Source organism: Pseudomonas taiwanensis (assembly GCF_013393345.1).
In the GTDB taxonomy this organism is placed as follows: Bacteria; Pseudomonadota; Gammaproteobacteria; order Pseudomonadales; family Pseudomonadaceae; genus Metapseudomonas; species Metapseudomonas resinovorans_C.
Genome location: NZ_QJRF01000069.1, coordinates 386,437 through 402,255 on the forward strand (window position 1 = coordinate 386,437; position 15,819 = coordinate 402,255).

At 63.6% G+C, this 15,819-nt stretch carries 19 protein-coding genes; 8 read left to right on the forward strand and 11 right to left on the reverse strand.

Annotation, left to right across the window (positions count from 1 at the left end; all coding sequences use genetic code 11):
* Position 1 precedes the first annotated feature (1 nt).
* Together DM872_RS22525 and DM872_RS22530 are read left to right on the forward strand one after the other, a co-directional pair.
* Positions 2–553, forward strand: coding sequence for a cytochrome c oxidase assembly protein (locus DM872_RS22525; protein WP_179061509.1), 552 nt, complete (start codon positions 2–4; stop codon positions 551–553).
* A gap of 25 nt (positions 554–578) precedes the next feature.
* Positions 579–1,466 (forward strand): cytochrome c oxidase subunit 3, encoded by an 888-nt coding sequence (locus DM872_RS22530; RefSeq protein ID WP_179061510.1) that lies wholly within the window; start codon positions 579–581, stop codon positions 1,464–1,466.
* A gap of 30 nt (positions 1,467–1,496) precedes the next feature.
* On the opposite strand, the gene DM872_RS22535 is transcribed toward DM872_RS22530, so the two are convergent.
* Positions 1,497–1,700: a twin transmembrane helix small protein gene (locus DM872_RS22535; RefSeq protein ID WP_077527557.1), complete on the reverse strand. Its 204-nt coding sequence runs from the start codon at positions 1,698–1,700 to the stop codon at positions 1,497–1,499.
* A gap of 69 nt (positions 1,701–1,769) precedes the next feature.
* Here DM872_RS22535 and DM872_RS22540 point away from each other — a divergent pair, with 69 nt between their 5' ends.
* Genes DM872_RS22540 through DM872_RS22560 form a run of 5 tightly spaced genes read left to right on the forward strand, consistent with a single transcriptional unit; the run spans position 1,770 to position 5,727 of the window.
* On the forward strand, positions 1,770–2,498 hold the full coding sequence (locus tag DM872_RS22540; protein WP_179061511.1) for an SURF1 family protein: 729 nt from the start codon (positions 1,770–1,772) through the stop codon (positions 2,496–2,498).
* A complete protein-coding gene (locus DM872_RS22545; protein ID WP_179061512.1) occupies positions 2,473–3,054 on the forward strand; it encodes a hypothetical protein in 582 nt (193 codons plus the stop codon). The genes DM872_RS22540 and DM872_RS22545 overlap by 26 nt, the downstream gene beginning before the upstream one ends.
* 37 nt (positions 3,055–3,091) lie before the next feature.
* A complete protein-coding gene (locus tag DM872_RS22550; RefSeq protein ID WP_179061513.1) occupies positions 3,092–4,177 on the forward strand; it encodes a COX15/CtaA family protein in 1,086 nt (361 codons plus the stop codon).
* Positions 4,178–4,189: 12 nt separating this feature from the next.
* A complete protein-coding gene (cyoE, locus tag DM872_RS22555) occupies positions 4,190–5,095 on the forward strand; it encodes a heme o synthase (RefSeq protein WP_179061514.1) in 906 nt (301 codons plus the stop codon).
* On the forward strand, positions 5,092–5,727 hold the full coding sequence (locus DM872_RS22560) for an SCO family protein (protein WP_179061515.1): 636 nt from the start codon (positions 5,092–5,094) through the stop codon (positions 5,725–5,727). The genes cyoE and DM872_RS22560 overlap by 4 nt, the downstream gene beginning before the upstream one ends.
* Positions 5,728–5,774: 47 nt before the next feature.
* Here the strand turns inward: DM872_RS22560 and DM872_RS22565 are convergent, their stop codons facing one another.
* From DM872_RS22565 to DM872_RS22595, 7 genes are all read right to left on the reverse strand, one after another.
* Positions 5,775–6,710 carry a phosphatidate cytidylyltransferase gene (locus DM872_RS22565; protein WP_179061516.1) on the reverse strand — a complete coding sequence of 312 codons (936 nt, stop codon included), beginning with the start codon at positions 6,708–6,710 and terminating at the stop codon, positions 5,775–5,777.
* Positions 6,707–7,306: a lysophospholipid acyltransferase family protein gene (locus tag DM872_RS22570; protein WP_179061517.1), complete on the reverse strand. Its 600-nt coding sequence runs from the start codon at positions 7,304–7,306 to the stop codon at positions 6,707–6,709. Before DM872_RS22570 ends, DM872_RS22565 begins: the two co-directional genes overlap by 4 nt.
* Positions 7,293–7,925: a CDP-alcohol phosphatidyltransferase family protein gene (locus DM872_RS22575; protein ID WP_179061518.1), complete on the reverse strand. Its 633-nt coding sequence runs from the start codon at positions 7,923–7,925 to the stop codon at positions 7,293–7,295. The genes DM872_RS22570 and DM872_RS22575 overlap by 14 nt, the downstream gene beginning before the upstream one ends.
* A gap of 485 nt (positions 7,926–8,410) precedes the next feature.
* Positions 8,411–9,187, reverse strand: a complete 777-nt coding sequence (locus DM872_RS22580; RefSeq protein WP_179061519.1) for a MetQ/NlpA family ABC transporter substrate-binding protein — start codon at positions 9,185–9,187, stop codon at positions 8,411–8,413.
* A gap of 54 nt (positions 9,188–9,241) precedes the next feature.
* The gene (locus DM872_RS22585) at positions 9,242–9,907 is read right to left on the reverse strand and encodes a methionine ABC transporter permease (protein WP_179061520.1); all 666 of its coding nucleotides are present in this window, start codon (positions 9,905–9,907) and stop codon (positions 9,242–9,244) included.
* Complete coding sequence (locus tag DM872_RS22590) at positions 9,907–10,914, reverse strand: methionine ABC transporter ATP-binding protein (protein ID WP_179061521.1); 1,008 nt, start codon at positions 10,912–10,914, stop codon at positions 9,907–9,909. Before DM872_RS22590 ends, DM872_RS22585 begins: the two co-directional genes overlap by 1 nt.
* A 164-nt stretch (positions 10,915–11,078) precedes the next feature.
* Complete coding sequence (locus tag DM872_RS22595; RefSeq protein ID WP_179061522.1) at positions 11,079–11,924, reverse strand: PA5502 family lipoprotein; 846 nt, start codon at positions 11,922–11,924, stop codon at positions 11,079–11,081.
* A gap of 201 nt (positions 11,925–12,125) precedes the next feature.
* Here DM872_RS22595 and DM872_RS22600 point away from each other — a divergent pair, with 201 nt between their 5' ends.
* Positions 12,126–13,754, forward strand: a complete 1,629-nt coding sequence (locus DM872_RS22600; RefSeq protein WP_179061523.1) for a GMC family oxidoreductase — start codon at positions 12,126–12,128, stop codon at positions 13,752–13,754.
* On the opposite strand, the gene znuB is transcribed toward DM872_RS22600, so the two are convergent.
* Genes znuB through DM872_RS22615 form a run of 3 tightly spaced genes read right to left on the reverse strand, consistent with a single transcriptional unit; the run spans position 13,726 to position 15,801 of the window.
* The gene (znuB, locus tag DM872_RS22605; RefSeq protein WP_179061524.1) at positions 13,726–14,511 is read right to left on the reverse strand and encodes a zinc ABC transporter permease subunit ZnuB; all 786 of its coding nucleotides are present in this window, start codon (positions 14,509–14,511) and stop codon (positions 13,726–13,728) included. The two genes, DM872_RS22600 and znuB, sit on opposite strands and share 29 nt — an antisense overlap.
* Positions 14,504–15,304, reverse strand: a complete 801-nt coding sequence (znuC, locus tag DM872_RS22610; RefSeq protein WP_179061525.1) for a zinc ABC transporter ATP-binding protein ZnuC — start codon at positions 15,302–15,304, stop codon at positions 14,504–14,506. Before znuC ends, znuB begins: the two co-directional genes overlap by 8 nt.
* Positions 15,301–15,801, reverse strand: coding sequence for a Fur family transcriptional regulator (locus tag DM872_RS22615; RefSeq protein ID WP_179061526.1), 501 nt, complete (start codon positions 15,799–15,801; stop codon positions 15,301–15,303). Before DM872_RS22615 ends, znuC begins: the two co-directional genes overlap by 4 nt.
* Positions 15,802–15,819: the final 18 nt, after the last annotated feature.

Below are 15,819 nucleotides of genomic sequence, written 5' to 3' on the forward strand. Positions count from 1 at the left end.
TATGAGCGGAGAACTGAGCACTCGCCGCCTGATCCTGCGCCTCCTGGTGCTGGTGGTGGCGATGTTCGGCTTCGGTTTTGCCCTGGTGCCGATCTATGACGTGATGTGCCAGGCGTTCGGCATCAACGGCAAGACCACCGGGTCGGCCTACGAGGGCGCCCAGAACGAAGACCAGCAGCGTCAGGTGCGAGTGCAGTTCCTCGCCACCAACGCTGCCGGGATGAGCTGGGAGTTCCGTCCCAAGGCGGACGATCTGGTGGTGCATCCGGGGGCGAGCAACGAGATGCTGTTCATTGCCTACAACCCCACCGACAAACCGATGACGGCCCAGGCCATTCCCAGCGTGGCGCCGTCCAAGGCGGCGGCGTTCTTCCACAAGACCGAATGTTTCTGTTTCACCCAGCAGGTCCTGCAGCCCGGCCAGCGCATCGAGATGCCGGTGCGCTTCATCGTCGATCGCGACCTGCCGGCCGATGTGCATCACCTGACCCTCGCTTACACGCTGTTCGATATCACCGCCCGCAAGCCACCAGTCGCCAGGAATGACGGCTGACGGGCCGATAAGGAGAACAACAACGATGGCTAGTCACGAGCAGTACTACGTCCCGGCCCAGAGCAAGTGGCCGATCATCGCCACCATCGGCCTGCTGACCACGGTCTACGGCCTGGGCACCTGGTTCAACGACCTCAAGGCGGCGCGGCCGGATTCAAACGGCCCGATCATCTTCTTCGTCGGTGGGCTGATCGTCGCCTACATGCTGTTCGGCTGGTTCGGCAATGTGATCCGAGAAAGTCGCGGCGGCCTCTATAGCCCGCAGATGGACCGGTCCTTCCGCTGGGGCATGAGCTGGTTCATCTTCTCCGAGGTGATGTTCTTTGCCGCGTTCTTCGGCGCCCTGTTCTACATCCGCATGTGGGCCGGACCCTGGCTCGGCGGTGAGGGCTCCAAGGGCGTCGCCAACATGCTCTGGCCGAACTTCGAATACACCTGGCCGCTGCTGAACAACCCGGACTCCAAGCTGTTCCCGCCGCCCAAGGCGGTGATTGACCCGTGGCACCTGCCGCTGATCAACACCCTGCTGCTGGTGACTTCGAGCTTCACCGTGACCTTCGCGCACCATGCACTGCGCAAGAACAAGCGCGGTCCGCTCAAGCTGTGGTTGGCGCTGACCATCCTGCTGGGGGTGACCTTCCTGGGCTTCCAGGCCGAGGAGTACATCCACGCCTACAAGGAACTGGGGCTGACCCTCGGCTCGGGCATCTACGGCGCCACCTTCTTCATGCTCACGGGCTTCCACGGTGCCCACGTGACCATGGGGGCGCTGATCCTGACGGTGATGCTGGTGCGCATCCTGCGCGGCCACTTCGACCCCGAGCATCACTTCGGCTTCGAGGCGGCGGCCTGGTACTGGCACTTCGTGGACGTGGTCTGGATCGGCCTGTTCACCTTCGTCTACGTGCTGTGAGGAAGGCGGCCGCAAGCGGGGGCTTGCGGCTTACCAGGTGACTTGAGAAACGAACTGACCGCTATAGAAACCCCAGGCAATGAGCGCAAGGGTGATGGCGGTCAGGATTACACGAACCGTTAGCGCATTGACCACGCGGGAGCTGCGACCTTCGTCCTTGACCAGGAAGAAAAGGCCGCTGAACAGGCTGACCATCGTGGCAAGCAACATGAGGACGATCGCAGCTTTGAGCATGCGTGACTCCGGGGGAAGGGGGATGTTGTGCAGTATAGCCAGCCCTGTTCAGCGTCACGGACGACGCTCATGAGTGGCTTCCGGCCTGGCCTGGCGCCCACCCTGGTGGTGCTCGCGCTGCTGCCGGTGCTCATTGGCCTGGGCTTCTGGCAGCTTTCCCGTGCAGACGAAAAACGCCAGCTGCTGGTGGCCGCCGAGGCCCGCCGCATCGCCGCCCCAACCACCATCGATGCGCTTCTCGCCAGTGCCGACCCCGCCTACTTGCGGGTGCGTCTGCACGGCCATTTCGACGCCGCCCACAGCCTGCTGCTGGACAGCCGCATCCGCGACGGCAAGGCCGGCGTCGAACTGCTGCAACCCTTCCAGGACGACGCCAGCGGCCAGTGGCTGTTGGTCAATCGTGGCTGGCTGCCGTGGCCGGATCGCCGGGTCGCGCCCGTCTTCAGCACCCCGGACGGTGCCCAGGAATTGACCGCCTGGGCCTACGTGCCGCCGGGCGCGGCGTTCGAACTCAAGCATCTGGAAGCGAGCGGCTGGCCTCAACTGGTCAACCAGGTGGATGCCGACGCGCTCTGGAAACACCTGGGCCGCAATGGCGTACCCCTGGAGCTGCGCCTGGAGGAAAGCCCGGCGGCCTATCGCAGCGATTGGCCAGTGGTCGCCATGGGCCCGGAGAAACACCTTGGCTACGCCGTGCAATGGTTCGCCCTGGCGATCGCGCTGCTCGGCCTGTTCATCTACTTCGGATTGCGCAAAGGACGGGAGAACAATAATGAACCCAGCACTCGCCATGCCTGAGACCGCACCGCCACGGCGCCGTGGACGCATCCAGCTGCTGCTGATCCTGATGGTGGTGATCGGCCCGATGATATTGGCCACGGCCATGTACAAGTTCAGCTTCTGGGTGCCCGAGGGGCGCAGTTTTCATGGCACGCTCATCGGCAATGGCCAGACCCTCGTCGACCTGGGGGTGCAGGACACGACGCCGGGGCAGACCTGGCAACTGCTGGTCACCGCGCCGTCCGGCTGCCAGCAGGATTGCCAGCAGATGGTGTTCGTCGCGCGGCAGATCCACATCGGGCTCGGCCGCGACGCCTCTCGTGCGACCCACGCCCTGGCGGTAACCGAGGTGTCGGCAGACTATGCGGACAAGCTCAAGCAGGAATATCCGCGGCTGAAACGCTACGGTCTCGATCAGACCACCTACAGCAAGGCCACCGACAACCTCGGTGGCGCCCAGCTGTGGATCGTCGACCCCCACGGCAACCTGGTGCTGCGCTACGACGGCACCATCAAGGGCAAGAAGATCCTCAACGACCTGCGTCACCTGCTGAAGCTTTCCAATATCGGTTGAACGACCCCTTTCTCCGGAAAGGTGAGGAGCGGCTGCTGTGGACACGTACAAGAACCGGCCCGGATACCGCCTCGCCCTGTTCGCCACCCTGCTGGCGGTGGTGGTCGTATTGCTGGGCGCCTACACCCGCCTGACCCACGCCGGACTCGGCTGCCCGGACTGGCCCGGCTGCTACGGCTTCATCAGCGTGCCCCAGTCCGACGCTCAGTTGGCCCATGCCGAGGCCAATTTCCCCCACGCACCGGTGGAAGCCGAGAAAGGCTGGAACGAGATGGTCCACCGCTACTTCGCCGGGTCGCTCGGCCTGGTGATCCTCGGCCTGGCGATCCACGCCGTACGTCTGCGCGGACGTGACGGTCAACCCCTGAAACTGCCGCTGCTGCTGGTGGGCGTGGTCACCGCCCAGGCCGCATTCGGCATGTGGACGGTGACCTTGCAACTCTGGCCCCAGGTAGTCACCGCGCACCTGCTGGGAGGCTTCACCACGCTGTCCCTGTTACTGCTGCTCAGCCTGCGGTTGTCCAACGCCTTTCCGGCGCTCCAACTGCCGGCGCGGCTACGGCGCCTGGCAGCGCTGGGGCTGGCGCTGGTCATCGGACAGATCGCCCTGGGAGGCTGGGTCAGCTCCAACTACGCGGCCGTGGCCTGCGTCGACCTGCCCACCTGCCACGGGCAGTGGTGGCCGGCGATGGACTTCGCCAACGGCTTCCACCTGACCCAGCACATCGGCCCGAACTACCTGGGCGGGCAACTGGACAGTGACGCCCGCACGGCCATCCACATGACCCATCGCCTCGGCGCCCTGGCCGTGACCCTGGTGCTGCTGGTCCTCGCCTGGCAGTTACGCGGCGCCGGCCTGCCGCGTCTCGCCGGACTGCTGCTGGCGGCCCTGTGCCTGCAAGTGGGGCTGGGCATCAGCAACGTGATCTTCCACCTGCCGCTGCCGGTGGCGGTGGCCCACAACGGCGGCGGCGCCCTGTTGCTGCTGGTGCTGGTCTCGGTCAATTACCGGGTTCGCAACCCGGCTCTTTTGGTAGGAGCGAGCTCTGCTCGCGAACCTGAGATCACCGGGGATTCGCGAGCAGAGCTCGCTCCTACGGTGATCGCTTCGCACAGCAAATAAGGAGTACACGCCATGGCCACTCTGCTCAGCCAAGGACACAGCCAGGCCCGTGCCAGCTGGCGCGACTACCTGGAACTGACCAAACCCAAGGTGGTGGTGCTGATGCTCATCACTTCCCTGGTCGGCATGTTCCTCGCCACCCGCGCCGGCGTGCCCTGGACGGTGCTGCTGTTCGGCAACATCGGTATCGGCCTCTGTGCCGGTGCGGCGGCGGCGGTCAACCATGTGGTGGACCGGCGCATCGACTCGATCATGGCGCGCACCCTGAAGCGTCCCGTGGTCAACGGCCGCGTCTCGCCGACTGCGGCGCTGGGATTTGCTTTCATCCTCGCGGTGCTCGGGCAGGCCCTGCTGCTGGCCTTCACCAACGAACTGACCGCCTGGCTGACCCTGGCCTCGCTGGTGGGTTACGCGGTGCTCTACACCGGCTTCCTCAAACGTGCCACGCCGCAGAACATCGTCATAGGCGGTCTCGCGGGCGCCGCTCCGCCGCTGCTGGGATGGGTCGCCGTCACCGGCCATCTCACCGCCGAGCCGTTGCTGCTGGTGCTGATCATCTTCGCCTGGACGCCGCCGCACTTCTGGGCGCTGGCCATCCACCGCAAGGAGGAATACGCCAAGGCCGATATCCCCATGCTGCCGGTGACCCATGGCGAGCACTACACCAAGGTGCACATCCTGCTTTACACGCTGGTGATGTTCGCGGTCAGCCTGCTGCCCTATGCCATCCACATGAGCGGCGTGCTCTATCTGGTCTGCGCGGTGGCCTTGGGCGTGCGCTTCCTGCAGTGGGCCTGGAGGCTGTACCGTGACAGCCGACCGCATGCGGCGATCAAGACCTTCAAGTACTCTATCGCCTACCTCTTCCTGCTGTTCATCGCCCTGCTGGTGGACCACTATCTGATGCTGAACCTATGACCAGAATCCAGAAAACCGTCTTCGTCCTCGTTGCCCTCGTGGCGGTGGTGCTTGGCCTCACCGTGCACCGGGTCCTGACCAGCCAGGCCCAGGCCGACCCGACCAAGCTGCTCGATGCGGGCATCGTGCTGCTGCCGCAAAGCCGCACGCTGCCGACCCTGGAAATGGTCGACCAGAACGGTGCGAAGGTCGCGGTGGACCAGTTCAAGGACAAATGGAGCCTGGTGTTCTTCGGCTACACCTTCTGCCCGGACATCTGCCCCACTACCCTGGCGCAGATGCGTGAGCTGAAAGGCCTTCTGCCGCAGGAGGCGCAGAACAACTTGCGTTTCGTCTTCGTCAGTGTCGACCCGAACCGCGACACGCCGCAGCAGATCAAGCAGTACCTGGGCTATTTCGACCCGAGCTTCGTCGGCATCACCAGCGACCTGCCCACCCTGCAGAAGCTGGCCAATGCCGTAAGCATCCCGTTCATCCCGGCCGACACCAGCAAGGAAAACTACACCGTCGACCACAGCGGCAACCTGGTGGTCCTCGGCCCGGACGGCACCCAGCGCGGCTTCATCCGTTCGCCTTTGAACAATCAGAAGCTCAAGGAGCAACTGCCGGGGTTGGTGACGCCGAAGAGCTGAATAGGCAGTGCGCAGCGAGCTCAGGTTTTAGGTGTGCCTGGGCTGCGCTAAGCGGAAAAGAAGTATCGAGTAAGGTGAAAGAAGACAGGCGCCGCAAAGCACACCGAGTCCATCCTATCCAGCATTCCGCCGTGGCCCTTGATCATGGTTCCCCAGTCTTTGGTGCAAAGGCTGCGTTTGATCGCTGACATGACCAGGCCACCTAGGAAACCCATTGCCACGATAGCGAACGACATTAGCAGTGACTGCCAGAAATTGAATGGCGTCATCCAGAACATGCATCCGCCGATGAGCGTCGCCGAGAGTCCGCCACCCACTAAGCCCTCCACCGTCTTGGATGGGCTTACATTCGGCGCCACGCTGCGTTTGCCGAAGAGTTTCCCAAATACATACTGCAGCACATCGCTCATCTGTACGACGAATATTAAGTAGAACAGCAGAAGTGCGTTCTTGTCTGTGAATTCTGCCAAGTCGAGAAGCAACAGGGCTGGCGCGTGACTGATGCAATAAATGCAGATCATTATGCCCCACTGAATCTTGGCCGCTCTTTCCAGAAAACTTTCAGTGTCCTGACTAGCTACAGCGATCGCTGGTAGCAGCAGAAAGGCATACACCGGGATAAGCAGTGTGAACATCGAGTACCACTGCGTACTGATCAGGATGTACTGCAGTGGGATCAGAATGAAAAATGCCGCAAACAGCGTGTTGTGGTCGCCGCGTGCTGTAGGTGTGAGGGTAATGAACTCTCTGAGTGCGAAAAGTGAAATGAAGCTGAAGAGTACAATCGTCGTATTACTACCCAGCTGGTAGGAGACGAAAAATATAATCACCATCCCCCACCAGGCATTTATTCGCTGTTTCAGGTTGTCGATAGTAGAAATTGCGCTTTCGGTTTTTGCTCGTTTCCCCAAGAGCCATCCGACCAATGAGGCAATGGCGAGCAATCCAGCGATCGCAGAGAAGAACTTCGCGTCCAGATTCATTTCGACAGTCTCACGATTTCATTCCGCGCACGTTCCAAGAACGCCTGTTTGTCTTCACCTTCAATTCGTGGCATCGGATCGCCAATGCGAATCGTGCAGGTAATAGGCAGCGGGATATGTTTGCCCTTGGGCATGGAGCGATGCAGGTTTTTCAGATAGATCGGTACCAAGTCAATGTCAGGGAAGGATTCTCCCAGGCGATACAGCCCCGACTTGAACGCGCACGGAAGGGCGTGGTTTGAGCGCGTACCTTCTGGAAAGATGATGATCGAATGGCCCGTTCGAATTGCATCCAGAATTGGTTCGAGTAAGTTTTGGCCAGGTGTTGGGTTGCGTTCGATAAGAACGGCGTTTAGCCCTTTTTGGGCCAGGAACAATAGGAATCGGTTCTTGCCCCAGTAGTCGGCAGCGGCGACTGGTTTCACGTTCTTCCTCGCTTCAGGCGGCAGCGCTGCAACGATGGCGAGGGTATCCATATGACTGGTGTGATTGGCGAAATAGATTCGCTGACGCGAGAGGTCTGGTGGGCTTTCCCATTTAGCCGTCGCGCCAATGAGGAATCGAAGCACAGATGTAAGCGCGTTACTGATCCACATGAGGCGTCCCCTTCAACTGCCTGGAGATCGCCAGGGTCCTCGTGATGCAGGTAACGACTGATCCAACGGCAATGACAACCAGCGAAATCAGCAAAGCCTGGTGAGTCCCCAAAACGCTGGATTCGATGGCATTCGCGATCAGCCCTGCTGTCATTACCGCCATTCGATGCTGCTTGGCCATGGGGCCGCTGAAGTTCTGCCTGAGAGCGAGGGAACCGCCAAACACCCTGACATAGGCTGTAAGCGTCGCGCCCAACGCGGCGAACCACCCGAGTTCAACGAAACCGATGGCATACCCCAGTCCGACTATCAGTAGGGTGTCGGCAATTCGATCCGGGAATTCGTTGTACAGGCTACCGATGGGGGATTTTTTACCACCCTCCACCGCTACCATCCCATCAAGCAAATTGCACAGCAGGCGCAATTGGATACCGGCTGCGCAGCAGATTGATCCGATGATGCCGTGATCAAGGTTGAGGGCGGCGGTGCCTGCAAATGCGAAGACGACGCTTGCGATAGAAATCCGATTGGGGGAAATCCCCTTATCTATAAAGATTCCGGCAATTCGTTTTGCCCAAGTTGCGGAGCGCGTCTTTATGGGCCTCCTACAGCTATCCATTAGCCAATCTCCTTTCTATGCCTGGGAAGTTGTCGGGCTCCAGCGTGCCCGATAAGACGAGGCCTTCTCTGGGGCTTTGGAAGGCTGACATGGCAGCGCTCGGGGGAACTATCAGAGGCTTCTTAATCGGGAGAGTGCTTTTTCCGTTTATGCTGTGCTGGCGTTTCCAATGAAATGGGTGGGCGCAACACGCGCGGCTTCATCCGTTCGCCGTTGAGCAACCAGAAGCTCAAGGAACAACTGCTGGGGCTGGTGACGCCGAAGAGCTGAGCGGTTTATTCGACTCCCTGCAATATCCCACTGCCCTCACCCCAACCCTCTCCCAGAGGGAGAGGGGGCAGTCCGCGCAGGTGGTGGGGTCTGTGTCACCCCTCTCCCTTCGGGAGAGGGGCCGGGGGTGAGGGAAGTCTGACCAGGCAGGGACTCCCAATCGCCCACAAAAAAGCCCGCTCATTGAGCGGGCTTTTTCATTCAGCACGAAGCGATCAGAACGCCGGAACCACGGCACCCTTGTACTTCTCCTCGATGAATTTCTTCACCTCGGGGCTGTTCAGGGCCTTGGCCAGTTTCTGCATGTCGGCGCTGGTCTTGTTGTCCTCACGGGCAACGAGGATGTTCACGTAGGGCGAGTCGCTGCCTTCGATCACCAGGGCGTCCTTGGTGGGGTTCAGCTTGGCTTCCAGCGCGTAGTTGGTGTTGATCAGCGCCAGGTCGACCTGGTTCAGCACGCGCGGCAGGGTGGCGGCTTCCAGTTCACGCACCTTGATGCCCTTCGGGTTCTCGACGATGTCCTTCGGGGTGGCGGTGATGCTGGTGTTGTCCTTCAGCTTGATCACGCCGGCCTTGTCCAGCAGCAGCAGGGCGCGGCCGCCGTTGGTGGCGTCGTTGGGGATCACCACCTGGGCGCCTTCGGGCAGTTCGGCCAGGGACTTCACCTTGCTGGAGTAGGCGCCGAAGGGCTCGACGTGCACGCCGGTGACGGAAACCAGTTTCACCTTGGTCTGGCGCGCCTTGTTGAACTCGTCCAGGTAGGGCTGGTGCTGGAAGAAGTTGGCGTCCAGGCGGCCTTCGGCCACCTGCACGTTGGGCTGGACGTAGTCGGTGAAGACTTTCACCTGCAGGTCCACACCTTCTTTGGCCAGTTGCGGCTTGATGAACTCGAGGATTTCCGCGTGGGGCACCGGAGTGGCGGCAACTTTCAGGGTGTCGGCCTGGGCGGAGAGGGCGGTCAGGGCAGCGAAGGCCACCAGCAATTTCTTCATGAACGGCTCCTTGTGGGCAGTCATCGGGCCGGCGCGGATGGCGCCGGCACCAGGTCATTTACGGGAAAAGTGCACCACCAGCTTGTCGCCGACGGTTTGCAGGATCTGTACGAGCACCAGCAGCAGGACCACGGTGACCACCATCACGTCGGTCTGGAAGCGCTGGTAGCCGAAGCGGATGGCCAGGTCGCCGAGGCCGCCCGCACCCACCACGCCCGCCATGGCGGTGTAGGACACCAGGGTGATGGCGGTGACGGTGATGGCGGCGAAGATGCCCGGCCGCGCTTCCGGCAGCAGGGCGTTCCAGATGATCTGGCGGGTGGTGGCGCCCATGGCCTGGGTGGCTTCGAGGATGCCGCGGTCCACTTCACGCAGGGCGGTTTCCACCAGGCGCGCGAAGAACGGCGTGGCACCCACCACCAGCGGCGGGATGGCGCCGGCGACACCCAGTGAAGTGCCGGTGATGAACACGGTGAAGGGGATCATCACGATCAACAGGATGATGAAGGGCAGCGAGCGCAGCACGTTCACCAGTAGCGACAGCAGACCGTAAACGGTCTTCTGCTCGAACAGCTGGCGTGGGCCGGTGAGGAACAGCAGCACGCCCAGCGGCAGGCCGAGCAGCACGGTGAACAGCAGCGAGCCACCCAGCATCAGGAAGGTGTCGAGGGTGGCGAGCCAGATTTCGTACCAGTCGATATTGGCGAGCAGGGCGTCCATCAGCGCAGGATCTCCAGGTGCACGTCCGCCTCGCGGAAGCAGCCAAGCGCGGCATCGATGTCGCCGCCGGTCAGGGCCAGGGTCAGCTGGCCGTAGGGGGTGTCCTTGATGCGGTCGATGCGCCCGGCAAGGATGCTGTAGTCGACGCCGGTCTGGCGCGCGACGGTGCCCAGTAGCGGGGCGTAGGTCGCCTCGCCACGGAAGGTCAGGCGCAGGATGCGGCCGCTGACGTGGGCGAAGTCGTCATGCTGTTCGCCTTCGTCCACCTGTTCGTCTTCCAGCACGAAGCGCTGGGTGGTGGTGTGTTGCGGGTGCAGGAATACATCGGCCACCGCGCCCTGCTCGACGATCACACCGCCGTCCATGACCGCCACGCGGTCGCAGACCCGGCGGATCACATCCATCTCGTGGGTGATGAGGACGATGGTGAGCTTCAGCTCGCGATTGATCTCGGCGAGCAGTTGCAGCACCGAGGCAGTGGTTTGCGGATCGAGGGCACTGGTGGCCTCGTCGCAGAGCAGGATCTTCGGCTGGGTGGCCAGGGCGCGGGCGATACCGACGCGCTGCTTCTGGCCGCCGGAAAGTTGCGCTGGGTACTTGCGGGCGTGGTCGCTGAGGCCGACGCGGGCCAGCAGTTCGGCGACGCGGCGATCGATCTCTGCGCGGGACAACTCACCGGCCAGCTTCAGCGGTAATCCGACGTTTTCGGCAACGGTCTTGGATGCCAGCAGGTTGAAGTGCTGGAAAATCATCCCGACGCGCTGACGGAAAAGGCGCAGGCCCTCGCTGTCCAGGGCGGTGATGTCTTCGCCGTCGATCACGATGCGACCGCCGGTGGGTTCTTCAAGGCGGTTGATCAGGCGCAGCAGGGTGCTCTTGCCGGCACCCGAGTGGCCGATCAGGCCGAACACTTCGCCGCTCTGGATGGCGAGGTCGGTCGGCTGCAGGGCCGGGATTTCGCGGCCTTCGACGCGGTACGCCTTGTGGACGTTATGGAATTCGATCACTGCGGAAACCTTGTGGGTTCGTCGTTAGCCGGATCGGCTAAAAACCGGCAAGTTTACCTGCTGGCACATAGGCACAGAAAATCTTTGTGGACCTATGGCTATAGCAATGGGGAATAAGCGACAGGCGGACTTCGTCCAGTCTAGTCGCCATCAACCGGGGGCGTTCAGTGGCGGGGGCTGAGCACCAGGCGCGGCACCTGGTCGGGCTTCAGGGCCTGGCTGTACTGCGCCTTGAAGTCGGGATCGAGCTTTTTCACCCGAGCCGACAGCAGCGCGGCGACCCAGGGATAGTCCTTGGCCTCGCGCACCTGGATTTGCACGGCGCAATCGTGGGCGACGATATCGGCGGCCACGCCATCCAGCAGGCGGCGCAGGTTCTCGTTGTCGTCACGGTCGAGTTGGGGCATTTCCACCAGCGGCGTCAGGGCGCGCAGCGGTTTGGCGGCCTGGACGACGGTTTTTTCACCTTCGGGGGCATTGGGCAGCGTGGCGCTCGCCTGGATGGCGGCAGCCTGGCGCTCGGCGGCTTCGCGCAGCTGACGGGCCTGCTCCAGGCGCGCGGCGTTTTCCTTGGCGGCTGCGGCCTCGCTGGCACGGCGGGTCTGCTCGGCGCGGGTTGCGGCGTCTTCACGGGCCTTGTCGATGGCGCCGTCCAGGCCGGTAGCCAGGGCCGGTGCCTGGGGCATCAGGCTGCGGGCATGGCTGAGGGCCTTGGCGGCGTTGTCCAGGTCGCCTTCTTGCAAGGCGGCCTGGCCGCGCTGCAGCCAGGCGTCGGCGAGCTGGCGCTGGTACTGCTCCAGTCGGGTGTCACCGGCTGCGCTGGTCTCGAGCGCCTCGAGGCGGGCCTCCGCTTCGGTGAGCTTGCCTTCGGCGAGGTCCCGATCGAGATGCTGGAAGCTGCTCACGAGTGCGTCCGTCGGCACGTCGGCCACTTGCTGGGCAGTCTGGCAGGCAGCCAGCAGCAGGGAAAAGGCGACAACAGGCAGGCAACGAGTAGCGAACAGCTTCATTCCGGCAGGTCTCTGATTGCTCAAAAAACGCGCGATTCTACACGGCGGCATCGTTCAGGACAAAAAGTAGGGGCAAATCGGCCGCGAGGATGGCATTTCTGGAGGCATCCAATCGGCCCTGGAAGTGCTTTCCAGGCTCCAGTTCACGGAGCGGCTGCTGCACTATGACCAGCCATGACGACAAGAACGGCGAGGATTGCCATGCACGCTGCTCACCCAGAATTCGATTACCTCATCGTCGGTGCCGGCCCCGCCGGTTGCCTGCTGGCCAATCGGCTTTCAGCCGACCCACGGGTGCGGGTTCTGCTGCTGGAGGCAGGCGGCCGCGACAACCATCCCTGGATTCACATTCCTGTCGGCTACCTCTATTGCATCGGCAACCCGCGCACCGACTGGTGCTACCGCACCGAGGCGGAGCCCGGCCTGCATGGTCGCAGCCTGGGTTACCCGCGCGGGCGGGTGCTGGGCGGCAGCTCCTCGATCAACGGGATGATCTACATGCGCGGCCAGGCTGCCGACTACGATCGCTGGGAGGCTCTGGGCAATACGGGCTGGAGCTGGAAGGACGTATTGCCCCTGTTCCTCAGGAGCGAAAGCCATTTCGGCGGTTCCAGCGAATTCCACAACGATGCCGGCGAGTGGCGAGTCGAACGCCAGCGCCTGTCCTGGGAAATCCTCGACGCCTTCCGGCTGGCCGCTGGCGAATGCGGGATCGCACCGGTGGACGACTTCAACACCGGCGACAACGAAGGCTGCGGCTACTTTCAGGTGAACCAGCGAAACGGTGTGCGCTGGAATGCCTCCAAGGGCTTCCTGCGCCCGGTGCTGCACCGGCCGAACCTGACTGTCCGCACGGGCGTGGAAGTGGACCGCGTACTGCTGGAGCAGGGCCGTGCGGTGGGTGTGATCGGACGCTGGGAAGGCCTGCAGCAGGAGTTCCGCGCACGCCGCGAAGTGATCCTCAGTGCCGGCGCCGTGGGGTCGCCCATGTTGCTGCAGCGCTCTGGAATAGGTCCGCGGCCGTTGCTGGAGCGCCTGGGCATCGGCGTGCGCCACGAACTGGCCGGCGTGGGCGGCAACCTTCAGGACCACCTGCAGTTGCGCCTGATCTTCAAGGTGACCGGGGTGCCGACCCTTAACCACCTCGCCGGCAGCCTGCGCGGCAAGCTGGGCATGGGACTGCGTTATCTCGCCACGCGCAGCGGTCCGCTGGCCATGGCGCCGAGCCAGCTGGGCGCCTTCGTGCGTTCAGGTCCCGAGCAGGCCAGGGCGAACCTGGAATATCACGTGCAGCCGCTGTCACTGGAGCGTTTCGGGGAGCCGCTGCATCCCTTCCCCGCCTTTACCGCGTCTGTGTGCAACTTGCGTCCACAGAGTCGTGGCCGGGTGGATATCCGCTCTGTCGACCATCGGGCCGCACCGTTGATCCAACCCAACTACCTGAGTGATGCCGAGGACCTGCGGGTTGCCGCCGATGCCATTCGCCTGACCCGACGTATTGCCGCAGCGCCCGCGCTGGCGCGCTATCGGCCCGAGGAATACCTGCCAGGCCCGGCGCTGCAGAGCGAAGAAGAGTTGCATGAGGCGGCGGGCCACATCGGCACCACCATCTTCCATCCGGTGGGCACCTGCCGCATGGGGCAGGATCGGGAAGCGGTGGTGGACGCCGAGCTGAAGGTGCACGGCATTCCCGGGTTGCGCATTGCCGACGCCTCGGTGATGCCGGAAATAGTCTCCGGCAACACCTGCTCACCGACCCTGATGATTGCGGAGAAGGCCGCCGCCCTGGTGCTCGCCGACCTCAGGCGCGTCGCGGCAGGGCAAAGCTGAAGAGGAACAGGCTGGCGGCGGAGACGACAATGGACGGGCCGGCCGGGGTGTCCTTGAACCAGGACAGTGCGAGGCCCGCGCAGACCGCCACCAGTCCCAGCAGGCTGGCGCCCAGGGCCATCTGCTCGGGGCTGCGCGCATGGCGCTGGGCGGCAGCGGCCGGAATGATCAGCAGCGAAGTGATCAGCAGCACGCCGACGATCTTCATGGCGACGGCGATGACGATGGCGATCAGCAGCATCAGGGCGAGGCGAATGGCCGCCACCGGCAGGCCTTCCACACGCGCCAGTTCCTCGTGCACGGTGATCGCCAGCAACGGCCGCCACATCGGGATCAGCACCAGCAGCACCAGAGCACTGCCGCCGAGAATCCAGGCGAGGTCCGTGCGGCTCACCGCCAGCAGGTCGCCGAAGAGGTAGCCCATCAGGTCGATGCGCACTTCGCTCATGAAGCTCAGCACCACCAGACCCAGGGACAGCGTGCTGTGGGCGAGGATGCCCAGCAGCGTGTCCGAGGCCAGCGGCTGGCGTTGTTGCAGGGTCACCAGCAGCACGGCGAGCAGCACGCAGCCGACGGTCACCGCCAGGGTCGGGCTGACGTCCAGCATCAGGCCGAGGGCCACGCCGAGCAGGGCGGCGTGGGACAGGGTGTCGCCAAAGTAGGCCATGCGCCGCCAGACCACGAAGGAACCGAGCGGACCGGCCACCAGGGCGAGGGCGAGGCCGGCGAGCAGTGCGTTGAGCAGGAAATCAGCCATGGTTGCAGTCGGGGCCGTGCTGGTGGACGGGAGTGAAACGGGTGCCGCTGGGGAAAGGTTGCTTCACCACCTCGCCATGCAGGTCGTGGGCGTGGTCGTGATGGTGGTGATAGACCGCGAGGCTCTTGGCGTCCTGGCCGAACAGCTCGACGAAGGCGGGGTCCCCGCTGACCTGTTCCGGGTGGCCGGAGCAGCAGACGTGGCGGTTCAGGCAAACCACCTGGTCGGTGGCGCTCATCACCAGGTGAAGGTCGTGGGAGACCATCAGCACGCCGCAGCCATGGCGGTCGCGCAGGCGGCTGATCAGGCGGTAGAGCTCGGCCTGGCCGGCGACATCGACGCCCTGCACGGGCTCGTCCAGCACCAGCAGTTCGGGCTCGCGCAGCAGGGCGCGGGCCAGCAGCACACGCTGCAACTCGCCGCCGGAAATATTCTGCAGCGGGCTGTCGATTACCTGGGCGGCCCCGACTTCATCCAGCGCGCCAAGTGCGGCCTTGCGGTCGACACCGGGTACCAGGCGCAGGAAGCGCAGCACGGTGAGCGGCAAGGTGGCGTCCACCTGGAGCTTTTGCGGCATGTAGCCGATATGCAGGCGCGGCTTGCGCCAGACCTCGCCCTTGTCCGGCTTGAGCAGGCCGAGCACGGTGCGCACCAGGGTGGTCTTGCCGGCGCCGTTGGGGCCGATCAGGGTGACGATTTCCCCCGCCTTCACCGCGAGGTGCACATCCTGCAACACCGGCTGGCCCGCGAAGTCGACGCCGATCTTGTCGAGGCGGATCAGGACGTCGCTCATGCAGCCACCTGGCAGCTGGCACAGAGACCGACGACTTCGACGGTCTGGCCTTCAACGACGAAGCCGACCGACTTGGCGCTGTCGACGATGGCCTGGCTGATGCTCGACTGCTCCAGCTCGATGGCCGTCTGGCAATTGCGGCAGATGAGGAACTGACCCTGGTGGGACTCGCCCGGATGGTTGCAGCCGACGAAGGCGTTGAGCGAGGCGATGCGGTGCACCAGGCCGTTGTCCAGGAGGAAGTCCAGGGCGCGGTAGACGGTGGGCGGTGCCGCGCGGCGACCGTCTTCTTCCGTCAGCACACCGAGGATGTCGTAGGCACCCAGCGGTTTGTGGCTCTGCCAGACCAGTTCCAGCACGCGCTTGCGCAGTGCGGTCAGACGAAGGCCATGGCGGCTGCAGATGGCGTCAGCCTCGGCCAGGGCGTTGGCCACGCAATGGGAGTGGTCGTGGGGGCGACAGGCCAGGGGGGCTTTTGCGCTGATCGGCTTGAGCATGGCGGCGGCGACGTCTGG

What these genes read in the sequence shown, in the direction of transcription:
- DM872_RS22545 (WP_179061512.1), top strand. Translation starts at nt 2,473, where the DNA reads ATGAACCCAGCACTCGCCATGCCTGAGACCGCACCGCCACGGCGCCGT.
- DM872_RS22595 (WP_179061522.1), bottom strand. Translation starts at nt 11,924, where the DNA reads ATGAAGCTGTTCGCTACTCGTTGCCTGCCTGTTGTCGCCTTTTCCCTG.
- DM872_RS22585 (WP_179061520.1), bottom strand. Translation starts at nt 9,907, where the DNA reads ATGGACGCCCTGCTCGCCAATATCGACTGGTACGAAATCTGGCTCGCC.
- DM872_RS22535 (WP_077527557.1), bottom strand. Translation starts at nt 1,700, where the DNA reads ATGCTCAAAGCTGCGATCGTCCTCATGTTGCTTGCCACGATGGTCAGC.
- DM872_RS22565 (WP_179061516.1), bottom strand. Translation starts at nt 6,710, where the DNA reads ATGAATCTGGACGCGAAGTTCTTCTCTGCGATCGCTGGATTGCTCGCC.
- znuC (WP_179061525.1), bottom strand. Translation starts at nt 15,304, where the DNA reads ATGAGCGACGTCCTGATCCGCCTCGACAAGATCGGCGTCGACTTCGCG.
- DM872_RS22600 (WP_179061523.1), top strand. Translation starts at nt 12,126, where the DNA reads ATGCACGCTGCTCACCCAGAATTCGATTACCTCATCGTCGGTGCCGGC.
- DM872_RS22540 (WP_179061511.1), top strand. Translation starts at nt 1,770, where the DNA reads ATGAGTGGCTTCCGGCCTGGCCTGGCGCCCACCCTGGTGGTGCTCGCG.
- DM872_RS22615 (WP_179061526.1), bottom strand. Translation starts at nt 15,801, where the DNA reads ATGCTCAAGCCGATCAGCGCAAAAGCCCCCCTGGCCTGTCGCCCCCAC.
- DM872_RS22575 (WP_179061518.1), bottom strand. Translation starts at nt 7,925, where the DNA reads ATGGATAGCTGTAGGAGGCCCATAAAGACGCGCTCCGCAACTTGGGCA.
- DM872_RS22580 (WP_179061519.1), bottom strand. Translation starts at nt 9,187, where the DNA reads ATGAAGAAATTGCTGGTGGCCTTCGCTGCCCTGACCGCCCTCTCCGCC.
- DM872_RS22570 (WP_179061517.1), bottom strand. Translation starts at nt 7,306, where the DNA reads ATGTGGATCAGTAACGCGCTTACATCTGTGCTTCGATTCCTCATTGGC.
- DM872_RS22525 (WP_179061509.1), top strand. Translation starts at nt 2, where the DNA reads ATGAGCGGAGAACTGAGCACTCGCCGCCTGATCCTGCGCCTCCTGGTG.
- DM872_RS22560 (WP_179061515.1), top strand. Translation starts at nt 5,092, where the DNA reads ATGACCAGAATCCAGAAAACCGTCTTCGTCCTCGTTGCCCTCGTGGCG.
- cyoE (WP_179061514.1), top strand. Translation starts at nt 4,190, where the DNA reads ATGGCCACTCTGCTCAGCCAAGGACACAGCCAGGCCCGTGCCAGCTGG.
- DM872_RS22530 (WP_179061510.1), top strand. Translation starts at nt 579, where the DNA reads ATGGCTAGTCACGAGCAGTACTACGTCCCGGCCCAGAGCAAGTGGCCG.
- znuB (WP_179061524.1), bottom strand. Translation starts at nt 14,511, where the DNA reads ATGGCTGATTTCCTGCTCAACGCACTGCTCGCCGGCCTCGCCCTCGCC.